This window comes from uncultured Methylobacterium sp. (assembly GCF_964251405.1).
In the GTDB taxonomy this organism is placed as follows: domain Bacteria; phylum Pseudomonadota; class Alphaproteobacteria; order Rhizobiales; family Beijerinckiaceae; genus Methylobacterium.
Genome location: NZ_CAXUJR010000013.1, coordinates 1 through 15,630 on the forward strand (window position 1 = coordinate 1; position 15,630 = coordinate 15,630).

General features: G+C 69.9%; 15 protein-coding genes. 8 read left to right on the plus strand and 7 right to left on the minus strand.

Annotated elements, in window-relative coordinates; genetic code table 11:
• On the minus strand, positions 1-1,777 hold a 1,777-nt coding region (locus ACFE7U_RS04070), incomplete at its 3' end, for a DNA translocase FtsK (protein WP_375408453.1).
• A gap of 214 nt (positions 1,778-1,991) precedes the next feature.
• Here ACFE7U_RS04070 and ACFE7U_RS04075 point away from each other — a divergent pair.
• The 3 genes from ACFE7U_RS04075 (at position 1,992) to ACFE7U_RS04085 (ending at position 4,906) form a co-directional block, all read left to right on the plus strand.
• Positions 1,992-4,049: an NAD(+) synthase gene (locus ACFE7U_RS04075; RefSeq protein ID WP_375408454.1), complete on the plus strand. Its 2,058-nt coding sequence runs from the start codon at positions 1,992-1,994 to the stop codon at positions 4,047-4,049.
• Between the two features lie 66 nt (positions 4,050-4,115).
• A complete protein-coding gene (locus ACFE7U_RS04080) occupies positions 4,116-4,343 on the plus strand; it encodes a hypothetical protein (RefSeq protein WP_375408455.1) in 228 nt (75 codons plus the stop codon).
• A 95-nt stretch (positions 4,344-4,438) separates the two neighbouring features.
• Positions 4,439-4,906 carry a PilZ domain-containing protein gene (locus ACFE7U_RS04085; RefSeq protein ID WP_375408456.1) on the plus strand — a complete coding sequence of 156 codons (468 nt, stop codon included), beginning with the start codon at positions 4,439-4,441 and terminating at the stop codon, positions 4,904-4,906.
• Positions 4,907-4,945: 39 nt separating this feature from the next.
• Here ACFE7U_RS04085 and ACFE7U_RS04090 read toward each other — a convergent pair whose 3' ends face one another.
• Positions 4,946-5,377 carry an HIT family protein gene (locus ACFE7U_RS04090; protein WP_375408457.1) on the minus strand — a complete coding sequence of 144 codons (432 nt, stop codon included), beginning with the start codon at positions 5,375-5,377 and terminating at the stop codon, positions 4,946-4,948.
• 135 nt (positions 5,378-5,512) lie between these two features.
• Here ACFE7U_RS04090 and ACFE7U_RS04095 point away from each other — a divergent pair, with 135 nt between their 5' ends.
• Positions 5,513-6,469 (plus strand): cation diffusion facilitator family transporter, encoded by a 957-nt coding sequence (locus tag ACFE7U_RS04095; RefSeq protein WP_375408458.1) that lies wholly within the window; start codon positions 5,513-5,515, stop codon positions 6,467-6,469.
• 7 nt (positions 6,470-6,476) lie between these two features.
• Here the strand turns inward: ACFE7U_RS04095 and ACFE7U_RS04100 are convergent, their stop codons facing one another.
• The 5 genes from ACFE7U_RS04100 to ACFE7U_RS04120 all read right to left on the minus strand — a co-directional run bounded on the left by ACFE7U_RS04100 (position 6,477) and on the right by ACFE7U_RS04120 (position 10,792).
• The gene (locus tag ACFE7U_RS04100; protein WP_375408459.1) at positions 6,477-6,971 is read right to left on the minus strand and encodes a glutathione peroxidase; all 495 of its coding nucleotides are present in this window, start codon (positions 6,969-6,971) and stop codon (positions 6,477-6,479) included.
• Positions 6,972-6,977: 6 nt separating this feature from the next.
• Positions 6,978-8,138, minus strand: coding sequence for a M20 aminoacylase family protein (locus ACFE7U_RS04105; protein WP_375408460.1), 1,161 nt, complete (start codon positions 8,136-8,138; stop codon positions 6,978-6,980).
• Positions 8,135-9,361: a GNAT family N-acetyltransferase gene (locus tag ACFE7U_RS04110; RefSeq protein ID WP_375408461.1), complete on the minus strand. Its 1,227-nt coding sequence runs from the start codon at positions 9,359-9,361 to the stop codon at positions 8,135-8,137. Before ACFE7U_RS04110 ends, ACFE7U_RS04105 begins: the two co-directional genes overlap by 4 nt.
• A 188-nt stretch (positions 9,362-9,549) precedes the next feature.
• The gene (locus ACFE7U_RS04115) at positions 9,550-10,308 is read right to left on the minus strand and encodes a glycerophosphodiester phosphodiesterase family protein (RefSeq protein ID WP_375408462.1); all 759 of its coding nucleotides are present in this window, start codon (positions 10,306-10,308) and stop codon (positions 9,550-9,552) included.
• Between the two features lie 10 nt (positions 10,309-10,318).
• Positions 10,319-10,792 carry a RidA family protein gene (locus tag ACFE7U_RS04120; RefSeq protein WP_375408463.1) on the minus strand — a complete coding sequence of 158 codons (474 nt, stop codon included), beginning with the start codon at positions 10,790-10,792 and terminating at the stop codon, positions 10,319-10,321.
• Between the two features lie 272 nt (positions 10,793-11,064).
• On the opposite strand from ACFE7U_RS04120, the gene ACFE7U_RS04125 reads away from it, so the two are divergent.
• The 4 genes from ACFE7U_RS04125 to ACFE7U_RS04140 form a co-directional block, all read left to right on the plus strand.
• A complete protein-coding gene (locus tag ACFE7U_RS04125; RefSeq protein ID WP_375408464.1) occupies positions 11,065-12,258 on the plus strand; it encodes an aspartate aminotransferase family protein in 1,194 nt (397 codons plus the stop codon).
• A 148-nt stretch (positions 12,259-12,406) separates the two neighbouring features.
• Positions 12,407-13,375, plus strand: a complete 969-nt coding sequence (gene argF / locus ACFE7U_RS04130; RefSeq protein WP_375408465.1) for an ornithine carbamoyltransferase — start codon at positions 12,407-12,409, stop codon at positions 13,373-13,375.
• 254 nt (positions 13,376-13,629) lie between these two features.
• Positions 13,630-14,646: an Hsp33 family molecular chaperone gene (locus ACFE7U_RS04135; RefSeq protein WP_375408466.1), complete on the plus strand. Its 1,017-nt coding sequence runs from the start codon at positions 13,630-13,632 to the stop codon at positions 14,644-14,646.
• Positions 14,647-14,828: 182 nt separating this feature from the next.
• Positions 14,829-15,630 (plus strand): hypothetical protein (locus ACFE7U_RS04140; RefSeq protein ID WP_375408467.1); only part of this gene is annotated, 802 nt, incomplete at its 3' end.

Sequence of the window (15,630 nt, forward strand, 5' to 3'; positions counted from 1 at the left end):
GGGTCACGACGGGACCGGGCCGCACCGCCAGGATGTCGCCGCGCACGCCGAAATCCTGGACCGTCTGCTGCAGGTTGAGGGCGTTCTGCTCGAGAACGTCGGCATCGACCTCCTCGGTGCCGGTCGGGTCGGGCTCGGCCAGGAGTTCCAGCGAGGGCAGCTCGTAATCCGCGTTCTCGACGACCGACATCGGCACGTGCCGGCCGGCGGGGATCAGGGTGGCACGGGGATCGGGCAGAACGCTGCGCAGAGCCTGGACCACGGGCAGCGCAGGGACCGGCTCGGGCTCGGGAACAGGCTTGGGGACGGGTCGATCGATCTCCGGCTCCGCCGGCGTTTCGGCGGCGACCTCCTCGACCGCGACGGATTTCGGGTTGCGCAGCAGGACGGGCCGCGGCGCGATCACCGTCGGGACGAAGCCGGTCGCCTCGGATGGCGGCTCGGCTTCAACGGGGAGGGAGGCCGAGAAAGGTACGGCGAAGGCGATCACCTGTGCGGCCGGAATCTCGGGCACTGGAATGTCGGCCAACTCCAGGATCGGCCCGGCGGCAGGGGAGGGGGCCTGCACCGGGGCTTCAACAGGGATCTGCGAAGGGGGCCGGGCGGACCGGATCGCCGCGCGGGCCGCCATCGCGGACAGGCGCGGCGGATGGAGGGGAGCGACGGCACCGGCGGCATTGTCCTGACCGTCGGCCGGGCAGGGCACCGCGGCGGGATCGAAGCGCACCAGCCGGTCGAAGCCATAGACCGAGGCGGGTAGCGATGCGGTCACAACCTGCGAGGCTACGGGCTCGACCTCGACTAGGACGAAATCGCTCGCAGGCGCGGCGGCCGCGAGCTCGATCACGGCCGGGACGGCGGACGCCTCGGCTTGGATCGCCGTCCAAGCCTCCAGCGCGGCGTCCTGGCCATCGAAGTCCTGCCCGTCGAACCACGAGCGCATGTCCGACCAGTCGGGAACCTCCGACCAGTCGGCGGCGACGGCCTCGGCGGGCGGCTCAGGCAAGTGTGTGGCGACGGCGACCGTCACCGGCTTGCGGTCCGGGCTTCGGAAGAAGCGGACGCCGGGGGGCATGACGAAGGGCTGGCGCCACAGGGGCAGCGGCGGCTCGGGCGGCAGCGCCGCGGCCCGTTCGGCCTGGGCGGCGGCCTCGGCGGCCTCGTTGGCTTCGGCGAGGGCGCGAACGGCCTCGAGGGCCTCGGCCTGCGCCTGAGCGGCACGCTCGGCGTCGCGGGCACGCTGGCGGCGCTCCTGCAGGACGGGGTCCGGCGTCCTCGTATAGCGGACGGCCTGAACCGGCTCGGGAGCCGGGGAGCGTCCGGGCGCCCCGTCCTCGGTCATGAGGGCGGTCGGGCGGCGGGGCGAGCGAATCAGCACGCGCGGACCCGATGCGTCCTCGTCGATCCGGCTCTCGGCGGAGCGCGGCCCGGCCTGCACCATGTCGAGGGTGGCGCGGTCGTCGAAGACATGGTCCGGCCAGACCTGAACCTGCCAAGCCTGGACCGGCCAAGCCTCGATCGGCGCCGGTCGGCCGGCGCCCGGTTGCTCGCGGCCCAGCATCGTACCCGGGGGAACGAGCCAGGTCTGGGCGGGACGCGCGGCAGCCGCCGGGTAGCCGGGGCGCTGGGCTGGCCCGGCGATGCGCCGAGCCAGACTCGCCCTGAGATTCAGGAGCCGGTGCGCCAGGGCGCCGAGCGACAGACCGGGGCGGTCGACGCCGCGTCCGGGCCGCGAGGGATCACGATGGGAATAGGGAGGCCGTCCCGATGCACGCATGATGGTCGGATTTGCTCGAACATGGGTCCGCTTGCCCGATGGCGCGGTTCACGGCCAGTTAGGCCTATCGTCGTTAACAGACGCTTGAAACGCCGGGCGCGGACGACAGCCGAGCCCTTGATCGATCCGCTGGACGCCCGTCCGGCAGGGGTCTGGAGCGGCGATGCCGGAGACGCTAGAGTCGCGCGGTCCGTCACGACGAGGTCCGTGTCCTTTGGTCCAGAGAGCCACCGCCCAGACCTTCCGGTCGCTCTACGGCCAGGGGTTCGCCAGGATCGCGGCCTGCACGGGGCGCAGCGAGCCGGGCGACCCCGAACGCAATGCCGACGCGATCCTGGCGCTGGCGCAACGCTGCCACGAGGCGGGGGCGGCGGTGGCGGTGTTTCCGGAACTCTGCGTCTCGGCCTACGCGATCGAAGACCTCTTCCTGCAGGAAACCCTGCTCGACGCCGTCGAGGCCGCCGTCGCACGGATCGTCGCGGCCTCGGCCGGGCTGATGCCGGTGCTCGTGGTCGGTGCGCCGCTGCGCTGGGGCCACCGCCTCTACAACTGCGCCCTCGCCATCCATCGCGGCGCGCTTCTGGGCGTGGTGCCGAAAAGCTACCTGCCGAACTACCGGGAGTTCTACGAGAAGCGCCACTTCGCCCCCGGTGCCGGCCTCGTCGGCGAGACGATCGCGGTCGGCGGCCTCGACGCACCCTTCGGCACCGACCTGCTGTTCACGGCCGCCGACCTGCCGAAGCTCGTCCTCGCCATCGAGATCTGCGAGGATCTCTGGGTGCCGGCGAGCCCGGGCACGGCGGCGGCCCTGGCGGGCGCCACGCTCGTCGCCAATCCCTCGGGGAGCCCGATCACCGTGGGCCGGGCGGATTCGCGCGCCCTCCTCTCCCGGTCGGCCTCGATGCGCTGCCTGTGCGCCTACGCCTATGCGGCGGCGGGCCTAGGCGAATCCACCACCGACCTGTCCTGGGACGGGCAGACCTCGATCGACGAGAACGGCGTGCGCCTGGCCGAGGGCGAGCGCTTCTCCGACGATCCCGTGGTCACACTCGCCGACATCGACCTCGACCTCATCGCCCAGGAGCGACTCCAGGCCGGCAGCTTCGACGACAACGCCCGCGTCGGATCGCGCCCCTACCGGCAAGTCGCCTTCCGGCTGGACGCGCCGGCCGACGATCTCGGACTGTTGCGGCGGATCGAGCGCTTCCCCTTCGTGCCCGCTGACCGGGGCCGCCTCGCCCAGGATTGCTACGAGGCCTACAACATCCAGGTCGCGGGGCTGGCGCGCCGGCTGGAGGGCATCGGCGCCCGCAAGGTGGTGATCGGCGTCTCCGGCGGCCTCGATTCGACCCATGCGCTCATCGTCGCCGCCCGCGCCTTCGACCGGCTCCGGTTCCCGCGCAGCGACATCCTCGCCTATACCCTGCCGGGCTTCGCCACTTCGGACACCACGAAGTCCAACGCCCACGCGCTGATGGCGGCGCTCGGGGTGAGCGCCGAGGAGATCGACATCCGCCCGGCGGCCCGGCAGATGCTCGCCGACATGGGCCACCCGTTCGGCCGTGGCGAGGCGGTCTACGACGTCACCTTCGAGAACGTGCAGGCGGGCCTGCGCACCGATTACCTGTTCCGGCTCGCCAACCAGACGGGCGGCATCGTCATCGGCACCGGCGACCTGTCGGAACTGGCGCTCGGCTGGTGCACCTACGGCGTGGGCGACCAGATGAGCCATTACGGCGTCAATGCCGGGGTGCCGAAAACCCTGATCCAGCATCTCATCCGCTGGGTCATCGGCGAGGAGCAGTTCTCGCGCGACGTCGGCACGATCCTGCGGGCCATCCTCGCGACCGAGATCTCGCCCGAGCTCGTGCCGGCGGAGGAGGGGGCGACGCCCCAGAGCACCGAGAGCGCGATCGGTCCCTATGCCCTGCAGGACTTCAACCTCTACTACACCCTGCGCCACGGCTTCCGGCCGTCCAGGATCGCCTTCCTGGCGCTGCATGCCTGGGGCGACGCCTCGGCGGGCGAGTGGCCGCCCGACCTCGCCGCGGACAAGCGCCGGGCCTACGACCTGCCCGAGATCCGGTCCTGGCTCGGAGTCTTCCTCAAGCGGTTCTTCGGCTTCAGCCAGTTCAAGCGCTCCGCCCTCCCCAACGGACCCAAGGTCTCGGCGGGCGGTTCGCTCTCGCCGCGTGGCGACTGGCGCGCGCCCTCCGACGGCAATGCACGGGCCTGGCTGTCCGAGCTCGAGCGTAACGTTCCCGAAACCTGACGATCATGATAGCGTCAGATTAGCCCCTTAGGCCTCGACTCGGGGCGGCCGAGCGGAGGCGAGACGATGCGGAGCTACAATCTTTTCTGCCTGAAGAGCGTGCGCGGCCTGTGCTGCGCCGTGCCGGAAACCTCGGCGGTGCCGCGCTTCCTCAGCGGGGAGCGCTGGACCTTCGACGGGAAGCTCGACGGGGAGAGCCGGACGCCGGTGGGATTCGACGATCAGGCGGCGCTCGCGGGCGTACGATTCAACGGCTTCTACCTGTTCCAGACCAGCGATCTGCGCTTCTCCTGAGGGGCCGCCCGGGATTCGGACATCCCGGCGGGTATTCCTTAAGGAGCACCGTGAGACGGTACGGCTCAGCCAAGGCGGAGTCGGAGACCGACACCATGTCGGAACATCGCAGGGAAACGCGCCAGAGGACCTTCCTCAAGGGGCGCATCATCTTCAACAACGGCGCGTCGAGCATGGATTGTCTCGTCCGGGACATGTCCATGTCCGGCGCACGCCTCGCGCTGAGCCAGTCGGCCGTGCTGCCGGAGGCCTTCGACCTCTATATCCCTCAGAAGGAGAGGACCTACCGCTCCAGCCTGCGCTGGCGGCGCAGCGACGGCATCGGCATCACCTTCGCGGATACCGGGGCTGCCCGCGCACCGGCCCCCACGGTCGCGCCGGTCGCGATCGCCAGCCCCGTCGAGGAACCGGCCGCGCCGCCCGAACAGACAACGGAGACCGATCCCGCCGAGGCGATGCTGCGGCTCATCCGGCGGGTGAGCGAACTGGAAGCCGAGAACGCGGCCTTGCGCCAGACGGTGTCGACGATCCTGACGTCGCATACGGCGGGCGTCGCGAGCTGAGGCGTCCCGGCCCTGAGGCCGGCCCGGCAGGCGGAAGCCCTAACCGTCCGCCAAGGCGGTGCGGATGCGCGCCGCATGCTCCGCCAGACGATCTGGGTCGGCCATCCGCCCCGTATGGCCGGTCAGCGCCACGCCGGCATGGCGCGGCAGGATGTGGACGTGCAGGTGGAACACCGTCTGCCCGCCGGCCGGCTCGTTGTACTGGAAGATCGTGAGACCGTCGGCCTCGAAGGCCGTCTTTACTGCGCGGGCGACGCGCTGGACCGTCGCCATCACGGCGGCGAGGGACGCCGGCTCGGCATCGAGGAGGCCGCGCGACGGCGCCTTTGGGATCACCAGGGTGTGGCCCTCGGCCTGCGGCATCACATCCATGAAGGCGAGGGTGTCGGCATCCTCGTAGACCCGGTGCGCGGGGATCTCGCCGCGCAGGATCTTGGCGAAGACGTTGTCGGGGTCATACGGGGTCGTCATGGCGGGCGGCTCCGGAGGATGGCGACCGGCACGATGCACAGGCGGCGTCACCGCGTCCACTCCGGCCAAAGGGGCGCGAACCGCCGCCGCGCTTCGCGCGTTCGCCTCGTTACCCTCCCGGAGACGAAGACCCGCATGGCCCACGAGAGCAGCAGCGCCATCTACACGGCAGCGGGCGCCAACCTCGCCATCGCGGCGGCCAAGTTCGTGGGCGCATTCCTGACGGGAAGCTCGGCAATGCTCGCCGAGGGCGTGCATTCCCTCGTCGACACCGCCAACCAGATCCTGCTGCTCATCGGGCTCAAGCGCGCCAAGCGCCCGGCCGATACCCGCCACCCGTTCGGCTACGGGCGCGAGGTGTATTTCTACGCCTTCATCGTCGCGCTGTTCATCTTCCTCGGCGGCGGCGCCTTCGCGATCTACGAGGGCATCCACAAGATCCACTATCCGGAAGCCCCGGCCGACGCGGTGATCTGGGGCCGGACCATCCCGGGGGTCTGGGTGAACCTCGGCATCCTCGCTTTCGCGCTGGCGGCGGAGAGCTATTCCTGTCTCGTCGCGATCAGGGCGTTCTGGAAGGAGAAGGGTGGACGCCCGCCGATCACGGCGATCCGCCGGAGCAAGGACCCGGCCCTGTTCACGGTGCTGGTGGAGGACGTCGCGGCCCTCCTCGGCCTCGTCGTGGCCTTTGCCGGCGTGGTCCTCGCCCACGTTCTCGACATGCCGGTGCTCGACGGCTGGTCCTCCATCGGCATCGGCCTGATCCTGGTGGGCATGGCGATCTTCCTCATGATCGAGACCCACGGCCTCCTCATCGGCGAAGCGGCCGACCCGGAACTGGTCTCCGACATCCATGCCGCCATGCGCGCGGAGCCCGGCGTCGGCCATGTCAACGCGGTGTTGACCCAGCATCTCGGGCCCTCCGACATCCTCGTGAACGTCAGCCTCGACATGGACGACGACATGCGCGCCGGCGAGATCGAGACGCTGGTCACGCGGCTCGAGACGACGCTGAAGCGGCGTCATCCGACCGTGACCCGGGTCTTCATCGAGGTTCAGTCGCGGCAGCAGGCGGTGGCGATGCCGGCGTGACGGCGGGTCAAGGAGCCGGTTCGGCCAGCGCCTTGGCGATCTCGCCTTCGAGGTCGGCGGGCTTGGTCTGGGGCGGGTAGCGGCCGATCACCCGGCCGTCGCGGCCGACCAGGAACTTCGTGAAGTTCCACTTGATGCCGGTGGTGCCGAGCAGGCCGGGCTTCGCGCTCTTGAGATGCGCAAAGACGGGATCGGCCTCGGACCCGTTCACCGCGACCTTCGCCATCAGGGGAAAGCTGACATCGTAGGTCAGGCTGCAGAAGCGCGCGATCTCGTCCTCGTTCCCAGGCTCCTGGGCGCCGAACTGGTTGCAGGGAAAGCCGAGCACCACGAGGCCCTCGCCGCGATGGCGCCGCCACAGGGCTTCCAAGCCCTCGTATTGCGGGGTGAAGCCGCATTTAGAGGCGGTGTTGACGATGAGAAGGACTTGGCCCCGATGCTGCACCAGCGGATAGGGCGTTCCGTCGGCACCCTTCGGCGCGAGGTCGTGGAGGGTGGTCACGTCGGCTCAGGCTCCCGTGCGGCACTCGACGAGGCTCGCGAGATACGCGCTGCCGAGCGGGATGATGGTGTCGTCGAAATCATAGGCCGCGTTGTGCAGGTTCGGCCCCGGGCTCATCCCGATCCACGCATAGGCACCCGGCACCGCCGCGACCATGTCGGCGAAATCCTCGCTGCCCATATGGGCGCGCGCGGCAGCGTCCACCCTCTCCGCGCCGAACAAATCACGGGCGATCTCGGCCGCCGCCGCCGTCTGGGCGGGGCTGTTGACGAGCACCGAGAACACGTCGCGGATCTCGACCTCGATCGTGGCGCCGTAGGCCGCGGCGAGGCCCGCCGCGAGTTCGCGGATCCGGGCGGAGATTAGCTGCCGCAAGGCGGGGTCGAAGCTGCGCACGGTGCCGGCGAGATGCGCCTCCTCCGGGATGACGTTGTAGGCCGCGCCCGCATGGATCTGCGTGATCGACAAGACCGCGCTCTCGAGCGGGTTGGCGTTGCGCGCGACGATCGATTGCATCGCCTGGGCAAGGGCCGTGGCCACGAGGATCGGGTCGATGCCGCGGTTGGGCTGGGCCGCGTGGGCGCCCCGCCCGATCACCCGGATGTCGAAGAAATCGGCCGCCGCCATCGCGGGGCCGGGGCAGAGCTGGATGCGCCCGTGGGGAACGTTGGGGGCGTTGTGGAGGCCGTAGACCTCGTCGCAGGGAAAGCGCTCGAACAACCCGTCGGCGAGCATCGCTCGTGCGCCTCCCAGGCCCTCCTCGGCGGGCTGGAAGACGAACAGGGCAGTGCCGTCAAAGTCGCGGGTCTCGGCGAGGTAGCGGGCCGCACCGACCAGCATGGTGGTGTGGCCGTCATGGCCGCAGGCGTGCATCTTGCCCGGAACGGTCGAGCGATAGGGGAGGTTCGTCGCCTCCTCGATCGGCAGGGCGTCCATGTCGGCCCGCAGGCCGATGCGACGGCCCGTGCCGGAGCGTCCCTCCAGGACCCCGACGACGCCCGTGCCGCCGATGCCGCGATGCACGGCGATGCCGAACCGCTCCAGCTGCTCGGCGACGACGGCGGCCGTGCGGACCTCCTCGAACCCGAGCTCGGGATGGGCGTGGAGGTCGCGCCGCAGGGCCGTCAGTTCGTCGGCATAAGTGGCGATGCGGTCGATCGGGGTCATTCGGTCTCCTCACGGGATCCATCGCCGCGCCGGAACGGCGTCAGGGTATCGAGGGCGTCGGCGGCTTCGAGGACGTGGTCGCGCTCACGCGCCAGATAGTCGGAGACCGCCCGGCGCAGGCCCGGATCGGCGATGTCGTGGGCCGAGTGCATCAGGACCGGGCGATAGCCGCGGGCGAGCTTGTGCTCCCCCTGCGCGCCCGCCTCGACCCGCTTGAGTCCGCGCGCGATCGCAAAATCGATCGCCTGGTAGTAGCAGACCTCGAAATGCAGGAACGGATGGTCTTCGGCGCAGCCCCAGTTGCGGCCGTAGAGGGCCACGTCCCCGATGAGGTTGATGGCCCCGGCGATGTACTGGCCCTCGCGCTTGGCCATCACCAGCAGGATGCGCTCGGGCATGCGCTCGCCGATGAGGGCGAAGAAGCGCCGGTTGAGGTAGGGCCGCCCCCATTTGCGCGCACCCGTGTCGACGTAGAAGCCGTAGAACGCGTCCCAGACCTCTTCCGTCAGGTCGGCGCCGGTGAGGTGCTCGATGGTGATGCCGTTGGCCAGGGCATCACGGCGCTCGCGCCGGATTGCCTTGCGTTTTCGCGAGGCCAGCGCCCCAAGGAAGTCCTCGAAACCGGCGTAACCCGCGTTGTCCCAGTGGAACTGCTGGTCCACCCGCTGCAGGAAGCCCAAGGCGCCGGCCTGCACCCATTCGCGCTGCTGCATGAAGGTGACGTGGATCGAGGAGGCCTCGGTCTCGTTGCGCAGGGCGCGCAGGCCCGCGACAAGGGCGGACGCCGCCATCTCCACGTCTTCGCCCGGCGCGATCAGGAAGCGCGGCCCCGTCACCGGCGTGAACGGCACGCTGACCTGAAGCTTGGGGTAGTAGCTGCCGCCGGCGCGCTCATAGGCGTCAGCCCAGCCGTGGTCGAACACGTATTCGCCCTGGCTATGGGACTTGAGATAGCACGGCGCCACCCCGACGAGCCGCCCCGACTGCTCCACCGCCACGTGCAGCGGCAGCCAGCCCGTGCGCCGCGAGACGCAGCCCGATTCCTCCAGGGACGACAGGAAGGCGTGAGAGACGAACGGATTGTGGGTCTCGTCACCGCCCGCCAGGGTTTCGGGCGAGGTCGCGCAGGCATCCCACTGCGCAGCCGGGATTTGGGCGAGACCCGTGAGCGGGCGCACCTGCAGTTCCGCCGCGGCCCCGGCCGTCTTGCCCGGTCTTTCCATGCGAGCAATCTAACCCGATGCCGGGAGCGGGCAAGCGGACGGCCGCGCACCCGCGGTCGCAGGCGCCTGAGGATGCCCGGTTTTCGAGGGTGCTGGACTCACCGGCAAGACCGGCGGGAGGTCTCCGCTTTCCTCGACGCAACGCAACCCCTCTCGCCAAGAGGGCGCTTCGGCGGAGCTGCGGTCGCCTACGGCCGGAATTCCTCGAACACCATCTGGTCGGCGTGCAGTCCCGCAAGCGCGCGCTGATCGGGAGTCCGCACCGTCCACGTCATCACCGGCAGCCTGCCGAGATGGCGACACAGATAGGCCGCGGCGCAGGGCAGGTCGTCGACGCGCCAGGACAGGAAGTCGGGCCGGCTCTCGGAGAGATGCAGGAGATTGGCGAGCGAGTGCCGCAGGCTCGGCGGCAATGTCACGTAGGAGGGATCGTCCTGGGTCGTCTCGCCCACGATCCCGCGGGGAATGGCCGGCGCCAGCTCGGCCAGGGCCGCCACGATCCCGGGGTCGAACGACTTCACCGCCACCGGTCCGCCATAGGCCGACACCACCTCCGCCACGCGGCGGACCAGCCGGAGGTCGCCGGTGAAGCGCGACTTGACCTCGACGACGAGGGGCACCCGCCCGGCGATGGCGCCGAGGAAGGCGGGCAGGGTCGGGATGCACTCGCCCGTGCCGGCGATCGCGAGGCCGGAGAGGTTGGCGGCCGAGCGCGCCACGACCGCGTCACTCAGAGCGGTCAGCCGCCCCAGCGCCTCGTCGTGGAACACCATCGCCTCGCCATCGGCGCTGAGCTGGACATCGCACTCGATGCCGTAGCCGCAACCGATCGCGCCCCGCGCCGCCGCGACCGTGTTCTCGGGGATGCCCGCCGCCCGGTCGTGCAGGCCGCGATGGGCGATGGGCCGGGCGGTGAGCCAGGCCGGCGCGTTGCGGCTCGGGGTCATCGTCAGGCCTTCACTTCACCTCGAACATCGCCTCGACCTCGACGGCGGCATCGAGCGGCAGCCCGGCGACGCCGACGGTGGAGCGGGCATGGCGACCGCGATCACCCAGCACCGCGACCATGAGGTCGGAGGCGCCGTTCATGATCGGCGCCAGCGCGTGGAAGCCGGGCGCCGCGTTGATGAAGCCGCCAAGCCGCAGGCACTGGACGACGCCGTGATCGAGGTCGCCCACGGCGGCCTCCACCTGTGCCAGCACGTTGAGCGCGCAGAGCCGTGCGGCCTCCAGGCCGTCCTCGGGCGAGACCTCGGCGCCGAGCTTGCCCTTGTGCGCGTCCGCGATCCTGCCATCCGGACCGAAGCAGATCTGGCCGGACACGATGACGATCGAGCCGGTGCGGGTGAAGGGGACGTAGTTCGCCACCGGGGCGGCTGCCTTGGGCAGGGCGAGACCGAGGGCGGCCAGACGTTCCGTGACGGTGCTCATCGACGTGATCCTCCTGCGCACGCTTTAAGCGCGGCGATCGGAAGGCTCTGAGCATGGCCGGCATGAAATACGCAAGACGGGAGGTGCGAAGTCGCGCCGGCGCCTGAACATTGCCCGTTGATGAGGCAACAGCGCCTTCCGAGGACGGCTCGTGATTGACAGAACCGGCCATGTCCCTAGTAATCGCGCGCGTGCCGCCCCGGTTTCGAGGCGGCACTTTCATTTCCAGCTTTCGCGGGACGTTACCCTCGCGCGAACACGGAGACGGACACGTGACATCCGCCCTTCTGCCGACCTATGCCCGGGCTCCCGTCGCCTTCGAGCGGGGAGAGGGCGCTTGGCTCGTGGCGGAGAGCGGCGAGCGATACCTCGATTTCGGGGCCGGCATTGCGGTCAACGCGCTCGGCCACGCCCATCCCCACCTCGTCGAGGCCCTGACCACCCAGGCGGCCAAGCTCTGGCACACCTCGAACCTGTTCCAGATTCCCGACGGCGAGCGCCTCGGCCAGCGCCTCGTGGACGCGACCTTCGCGGACGTGGCCTTCTTCTGCAACTCGGGCGCGGAGGCCAACGAGGCCGCCATCAAGATCGCGCGCAAGTACCACGCGGCCGGCGGAAACCCCGAGCGCTACCGCATCGTCACCTTCGAGGGCGCCTTCCACGGCCGCACCCTGGCGACGCTGGCCGCCGGCGGCCAGCAGAAATACATCGAGGGCTTCGGCCCGAAAGTCGCCGGGTTCGACCAGGTGCCGTTCGGCGACCACGAGGCGTTGCTCGCCGCCATCGGGCCGGAGACCGCCGCCCTGATGATCGAGCCGATCCAGGGCGAGGGCGGCATCCGCTCGGTGCCCCCGCAATGCCTGCGCGGCCTGCGCGCGCTCTGCGACGAGCGCGGCCTGCTGCTCATCATGGACGAGGTCCAGACCGGGGTCGGGCGCACGGGTCGGCTGTTCGCCCACGAATGGGCGGGCATGGCCCCCGACATCATGAGCGCCGCCAAGGGCATCGGCGGCGGCTTCCCGCTCGGCGTCTGCCTCGCCACCACCGAGGCCGCCCGCGGAATGACCGCCGGCAGCCACGGCACCACGTTCGGCGGCAACCCGCTGGCCATGGCGGTGGGCAATGCCGTGCTCGACGTGGTGCTGGAGGACGGCTTTCTCGACCACGTCCAGCGCATGGGCCTCCTCTTGAAGCAGCGGCTGGCGGGCGTGAAGGACCGCCATCCGCACATCGTCAGCGAGATCCGCGGTACCGGCCTGCTGCTCGGCCTCAAGGTCAACGTCCCCAATACCGAGTTCGCCGCGGCGGCTAGGGGCCAGCACCTGCTGGTGATCCCTGCCGGCGACAACGTGGTTCGTCTGTTGCCTCCGCTCATCGTCACCGAGGCCGATCTGGCCGCGGCGGTGGAGCGAATCGAGGCGACCGCGGCCGGTCTCGAGGTCGAGATGCGGGGTGCCGCGGAGTGAACGGAATCCACGACGTCACAAGGGGCTGATCTCCCATTCCCTCCCGCCGGTTTAGCGACGGGCGGGATTCCCATCCGGCCGACCGAGCCCGAACGTCAGGAACGGGCTTCTCGATTCCAGGGCCGACCAAGCTTTGAAGAACGGACAGATGACCACGACGAACCTCGCGACCGCCATGGCTCCCAGCCTCTCCGGTCCCCGCCACTTCCTCGATCTCAAGGATTTCTCCGGCGAGGACCTGCGCGCGGTGCTCGACCTCGCTGCCGCCATGAAGAGCCGCCGCCGCAAGGGCGAGGTCGCCGCCGAGCGGCCTCTCGCCGGCAAGATGCTCGCGATGGTGTTCGACCGGCCCTCCACCCGCACCCGCGTCTCCTTCGACGTGGCCATGCGGGAGCTCGGCGGCGAGACGCTGATGCTCACCGGCAAGGAGATGCAGCTCGGGCGCGGCGAGACCGTGGGCGACACCGCCCGCGTGCTCTCCCGCTACATCGACGCGATCATGATCCGCATCCTCGACCACGACCTCATGCGCGAGCTCGCCGAGCATGCCGAGGTACCGGTGATCAACGCCCTGACCAAGGTCTCGCATCCCTGCCAGATCATGGCCGATGTCATGACCTTCGAGGAGCATCGCGGGTCGATCAGGGGCCGCACCGTGGCCTGGTCGGGCGACGCCAACAACGTGCTGGCCTCCTGGGCGCATGCCGCCGCCCGCTTCGACTTCACCCTCAACATCGCCGCCCCGCCCGAGCTATCGGCGCCGACCGAGCTCCTCGCCTGGGCCAAGGCCGAGGGCGCCAGCATCAACGTCACCACCGATGCCTACGAGGCCGTGGCCGGTGCCGATGCCGTCGTCACCGATTGCTGGGTGTCGATGGGCGACGAGGACGAGCATCACCGTCACAACCTGCTCGTGCCCTACCGGGTCGATGCGAAGCTGATGAAGGCGGCGGCCAAGGACGCCATCTTCATGCACTGCCTGCCGGCGCATCGCGGCGAGGAGGTCACCGCCGAGGTCATCGACGGGCCGCAATCGGTGGTGTTCGACGAGGCCGAGAACCGCCTGCATGCGCAGAAGGGGATCCTGGCGTGGTGCCTGCGGGCGGGTGGGGTTTAGGGAGTTCCCGCGCCTCCCTATATGGACTGGATTGGACGCATCATCGCCCGCGACGGGAATTGTGTGACGTCCATTTTTACGGGTCTGCGTAGCAGAGCCGGAATCCGTCAGCGCCAAGGCAGTCGGATCAGGTCGCACCTTCCGATACGGCCGATCCGGATTTCCGAGAGGCAATGGATTCCGGGCTCGCCTTCGGCGCCCTGGAATGGCAAGCGCTGGCGAATCTGTGACGTCCCGAGCCGAATGGAGAGGCCATGACCGCCGGACACGAGACACCCGACCCCAACCTCGGCATCGAGGGCGATGACGACGTGGCGCTTCCCTTCGCCGTCGAGGCCCTCGACGTCCGCGGGCGGGTCGTGCGTCTCGGCCCCTCGGTCGACACGATCCTGCGCCGGCACGGATATCCCGACCCCGTGGCGCGGCTCCTCGGCGAGGCTGCGGCGCTGACCGTGCTGCTGGGCTCGTCCCTGAAGTTCGAGGGACGGTTCCAGCTCCAGACGCGCACCGACGGTCCGGTTGAGATGATCGTGGTCGATTTCGAGGCCCCCGATCGCCTGCGCGCCACCGCCCGCTTCGACGCGGAGCGGGTCGGTGCCCTGACGAGCGGACGCGCGAAGGCCTCCGACCTGATCGGTCAGGGGCATCTCGCCATGACCATCGACCAGGGCTCCGAGCGCAGCCGCTACCAGGGGGTCGTCGCCCTCGAAGGCCAGAGCTTCGAGGAGGCGGCGCACCAGTATTTCCGCCAGTCGGAGCAGATCCCGACTCAGGTTCGCCTTGCAGTGGCCGAGAGCTTCGAGGATGGGGTCAGCACCTACCGGGCCGGCGGGCTCCTCGTGCAGTTCCTCCCGCAATCCCTCGACCGCGCGCGACTGGCCGATCTGCCGCCCGGCGACCTGCCCGAGGGCCACATCCACTTCGACGCGGCCGGCGTTCCCGAGGACGATGCCTGGGTCGAGGCACGCTCGCTAGTCGCGACGATCGAGGATCACGAACTCGTCGATCCCACCGTGTCGAGCGAGCGCCTGCTGTACCGACTGTTCCACGAGCGCGGCGTGCGTGTGTTCGAGGCGCAAGGCGTTCACGAGCAGTGCCGTTGCTCGACCGAGCGGGTGCTCGGCATGATCAGCTCGTTCTCGGACCAGGAGCGGCGCGACATGGTCGCCGATGATGGCCGCATCGGGATCACCTGCGAGTTCTGCTCGCGCCGTTACGACCTCGACCCCGCCGAGGTCGAAGCCGAGATCACGGCCCAAGCTAGGCAGTAACCCATCGGTCCAACTCAATACCAGCGACGATTGCATCGGTCTTTCTTAGTGGTCGTTGGAACGGACAAGCTTGTCGTCCGCGGTCCCTGCAGATCTCGCCGGATGAATTATTATACAAGGGCATTGAACCCTTTTGGGACCTTCGACGTTTCGATGCCGATAAACGCATTGGAGGAACGTCAATGAAGAAGTACGCGATCGGTTTGGCCGCTTTGCTGATGACGACATCCGTCTACGCGCAGGGTGCCGGCGGTGGAGCAGCCGGTAACGCCGGCGGCGCAAGCGGTGGGGCGAACGCCGGCGCGGCCGGCACGTCGTCGGGAAGCAGCGCCGGCGGTCAGATGGGCGCGAACCGGGGCGGCGACGCATCGGGCGGCGGCCAGGCCGCGCGGCGGTCGGGTGGCCGTGACGAGGGCGCGTCCCAGGGACAGGCCGGCGGTCGCGAGAGCGCCGACCGTGGCAACCGGCAAGGCGGCGAGGATCGGGCCGACCGGCGCGGCGGCCAAGGCGGCAACGAGCGCGAGGGCAACCGGGCCGAGCGCAGCCGCACCGAGACCCGCGATTCCACCCGGGAGACCCGCACAAACGTCCGCTCCGAGCGTGTCGAGGGCGGCCGCTCCGGCCGCACGGTCACGATCCGCGGGCAGCGGGTGGTCTATGGCTCGCCCGAGTATCGCCGCCTCGTCGTCATCGAACGTCGCGGCGGTGGCGAGCGCTACGTGCAAGGTGGGCGCAAGCGCTACGTCACCATTCGCGGCCAGCGCGTGATCTACGGGTCACCTGAGTATCGTCGCCTCGTGACCGTGCGCGGGGGTCGGACGCGCTATGTGACTGTTCGGGGCCAGCGCGTCGTCTACGGCTCGCCGGAATATCGTCGTCTCTCCGTCACGACGACCGGGCGTCGCGGCGGCACCGTGAACGCGAACTTCAACGAGCGGCGCGAGCGGACGGAGCGCTCTGAGCGCACCCGGGTCGAGGGCCGCT

What these genes read in the sequence shown, in the direction of transcription:
- ACFE7U_RS04080 (WP_375408455.1), top strand. Translation starts at nt 4,116, where the DNA reads ATGCGGAGCTACAATCTTTTCTGCCTGAAGAGCGTGCGCGGCCTGTGC.
- ACFE7U_RS04085 (WP_375408456.1), top strand. Translation starts at nt 4,439, where the DNA reads ATGTCGGAACATCGCAGGGAAACGCGCCAGAGGACCTTCCTCAAGGGG.
- ACFE7U_RS04090 (WP_375408457.1), bottom strand. Translation starts at nt 5,377, where the DNA reads ATGACGACCCCGTATGACCCCGACAACGTCTTCGCCAAGATCCTGCGC.
- ACFE7U_RS04095 (WP_375408458.1), top strand. Translation starts at nt 5,513, where the DNA reads ATGGCCCACGAGAGCAGCAGCGCCATCTACACGGCAGCGGGCGCCAAC.
- ACFE7U_RS04105 (WP_375408460.1), bottom strand. Translation starts at nt 8,138, where the DNA reads ATGACCCCGATCGACCGCATCGCCACTTATGCCGACGAACTGACGGCC.
- ACFE7U_RS04110 (WP_375408461.1), bottom strand. Translation starts at nt 9,361, where the DNA reads ATGGAAAGACCGGGCAAGACGGCCGGGGCCGCGGCGGAACTGCAGGTG.
- ACFE7U_RS04115 (WP_375408462.1), bottom strand. Translation starts at nt 10,308, where the DNA reads ATGACCCCGAGCCGCAACGCGCCGGCCTGGCTCACCGCCCGGCCCATC.
- ACFE7U_RS04120 (WP_375408463.1), bottom strand. Translation starts at nt 10,792, where the DNA reads ATGAGCACCGTCACGGAACGTCTGGCCGCCCTCGGTCTCGCCCTGCCC.
- argF (WP_375408465.1), top strand. Translation starts at nt 12,407, where the DNA reads ATGACCACGACGAACCTCGCGACCGCCATGGCTCCCAGCCTCTCCGGT.
- ACFE7U_RS04135 (WP_375408466.1), top strand. Translation starts at nt 13,630, where the DNA reads ATGACCGCCGGACACGAGACACCCGACCCCAACCTCGGCATCGAGGGC.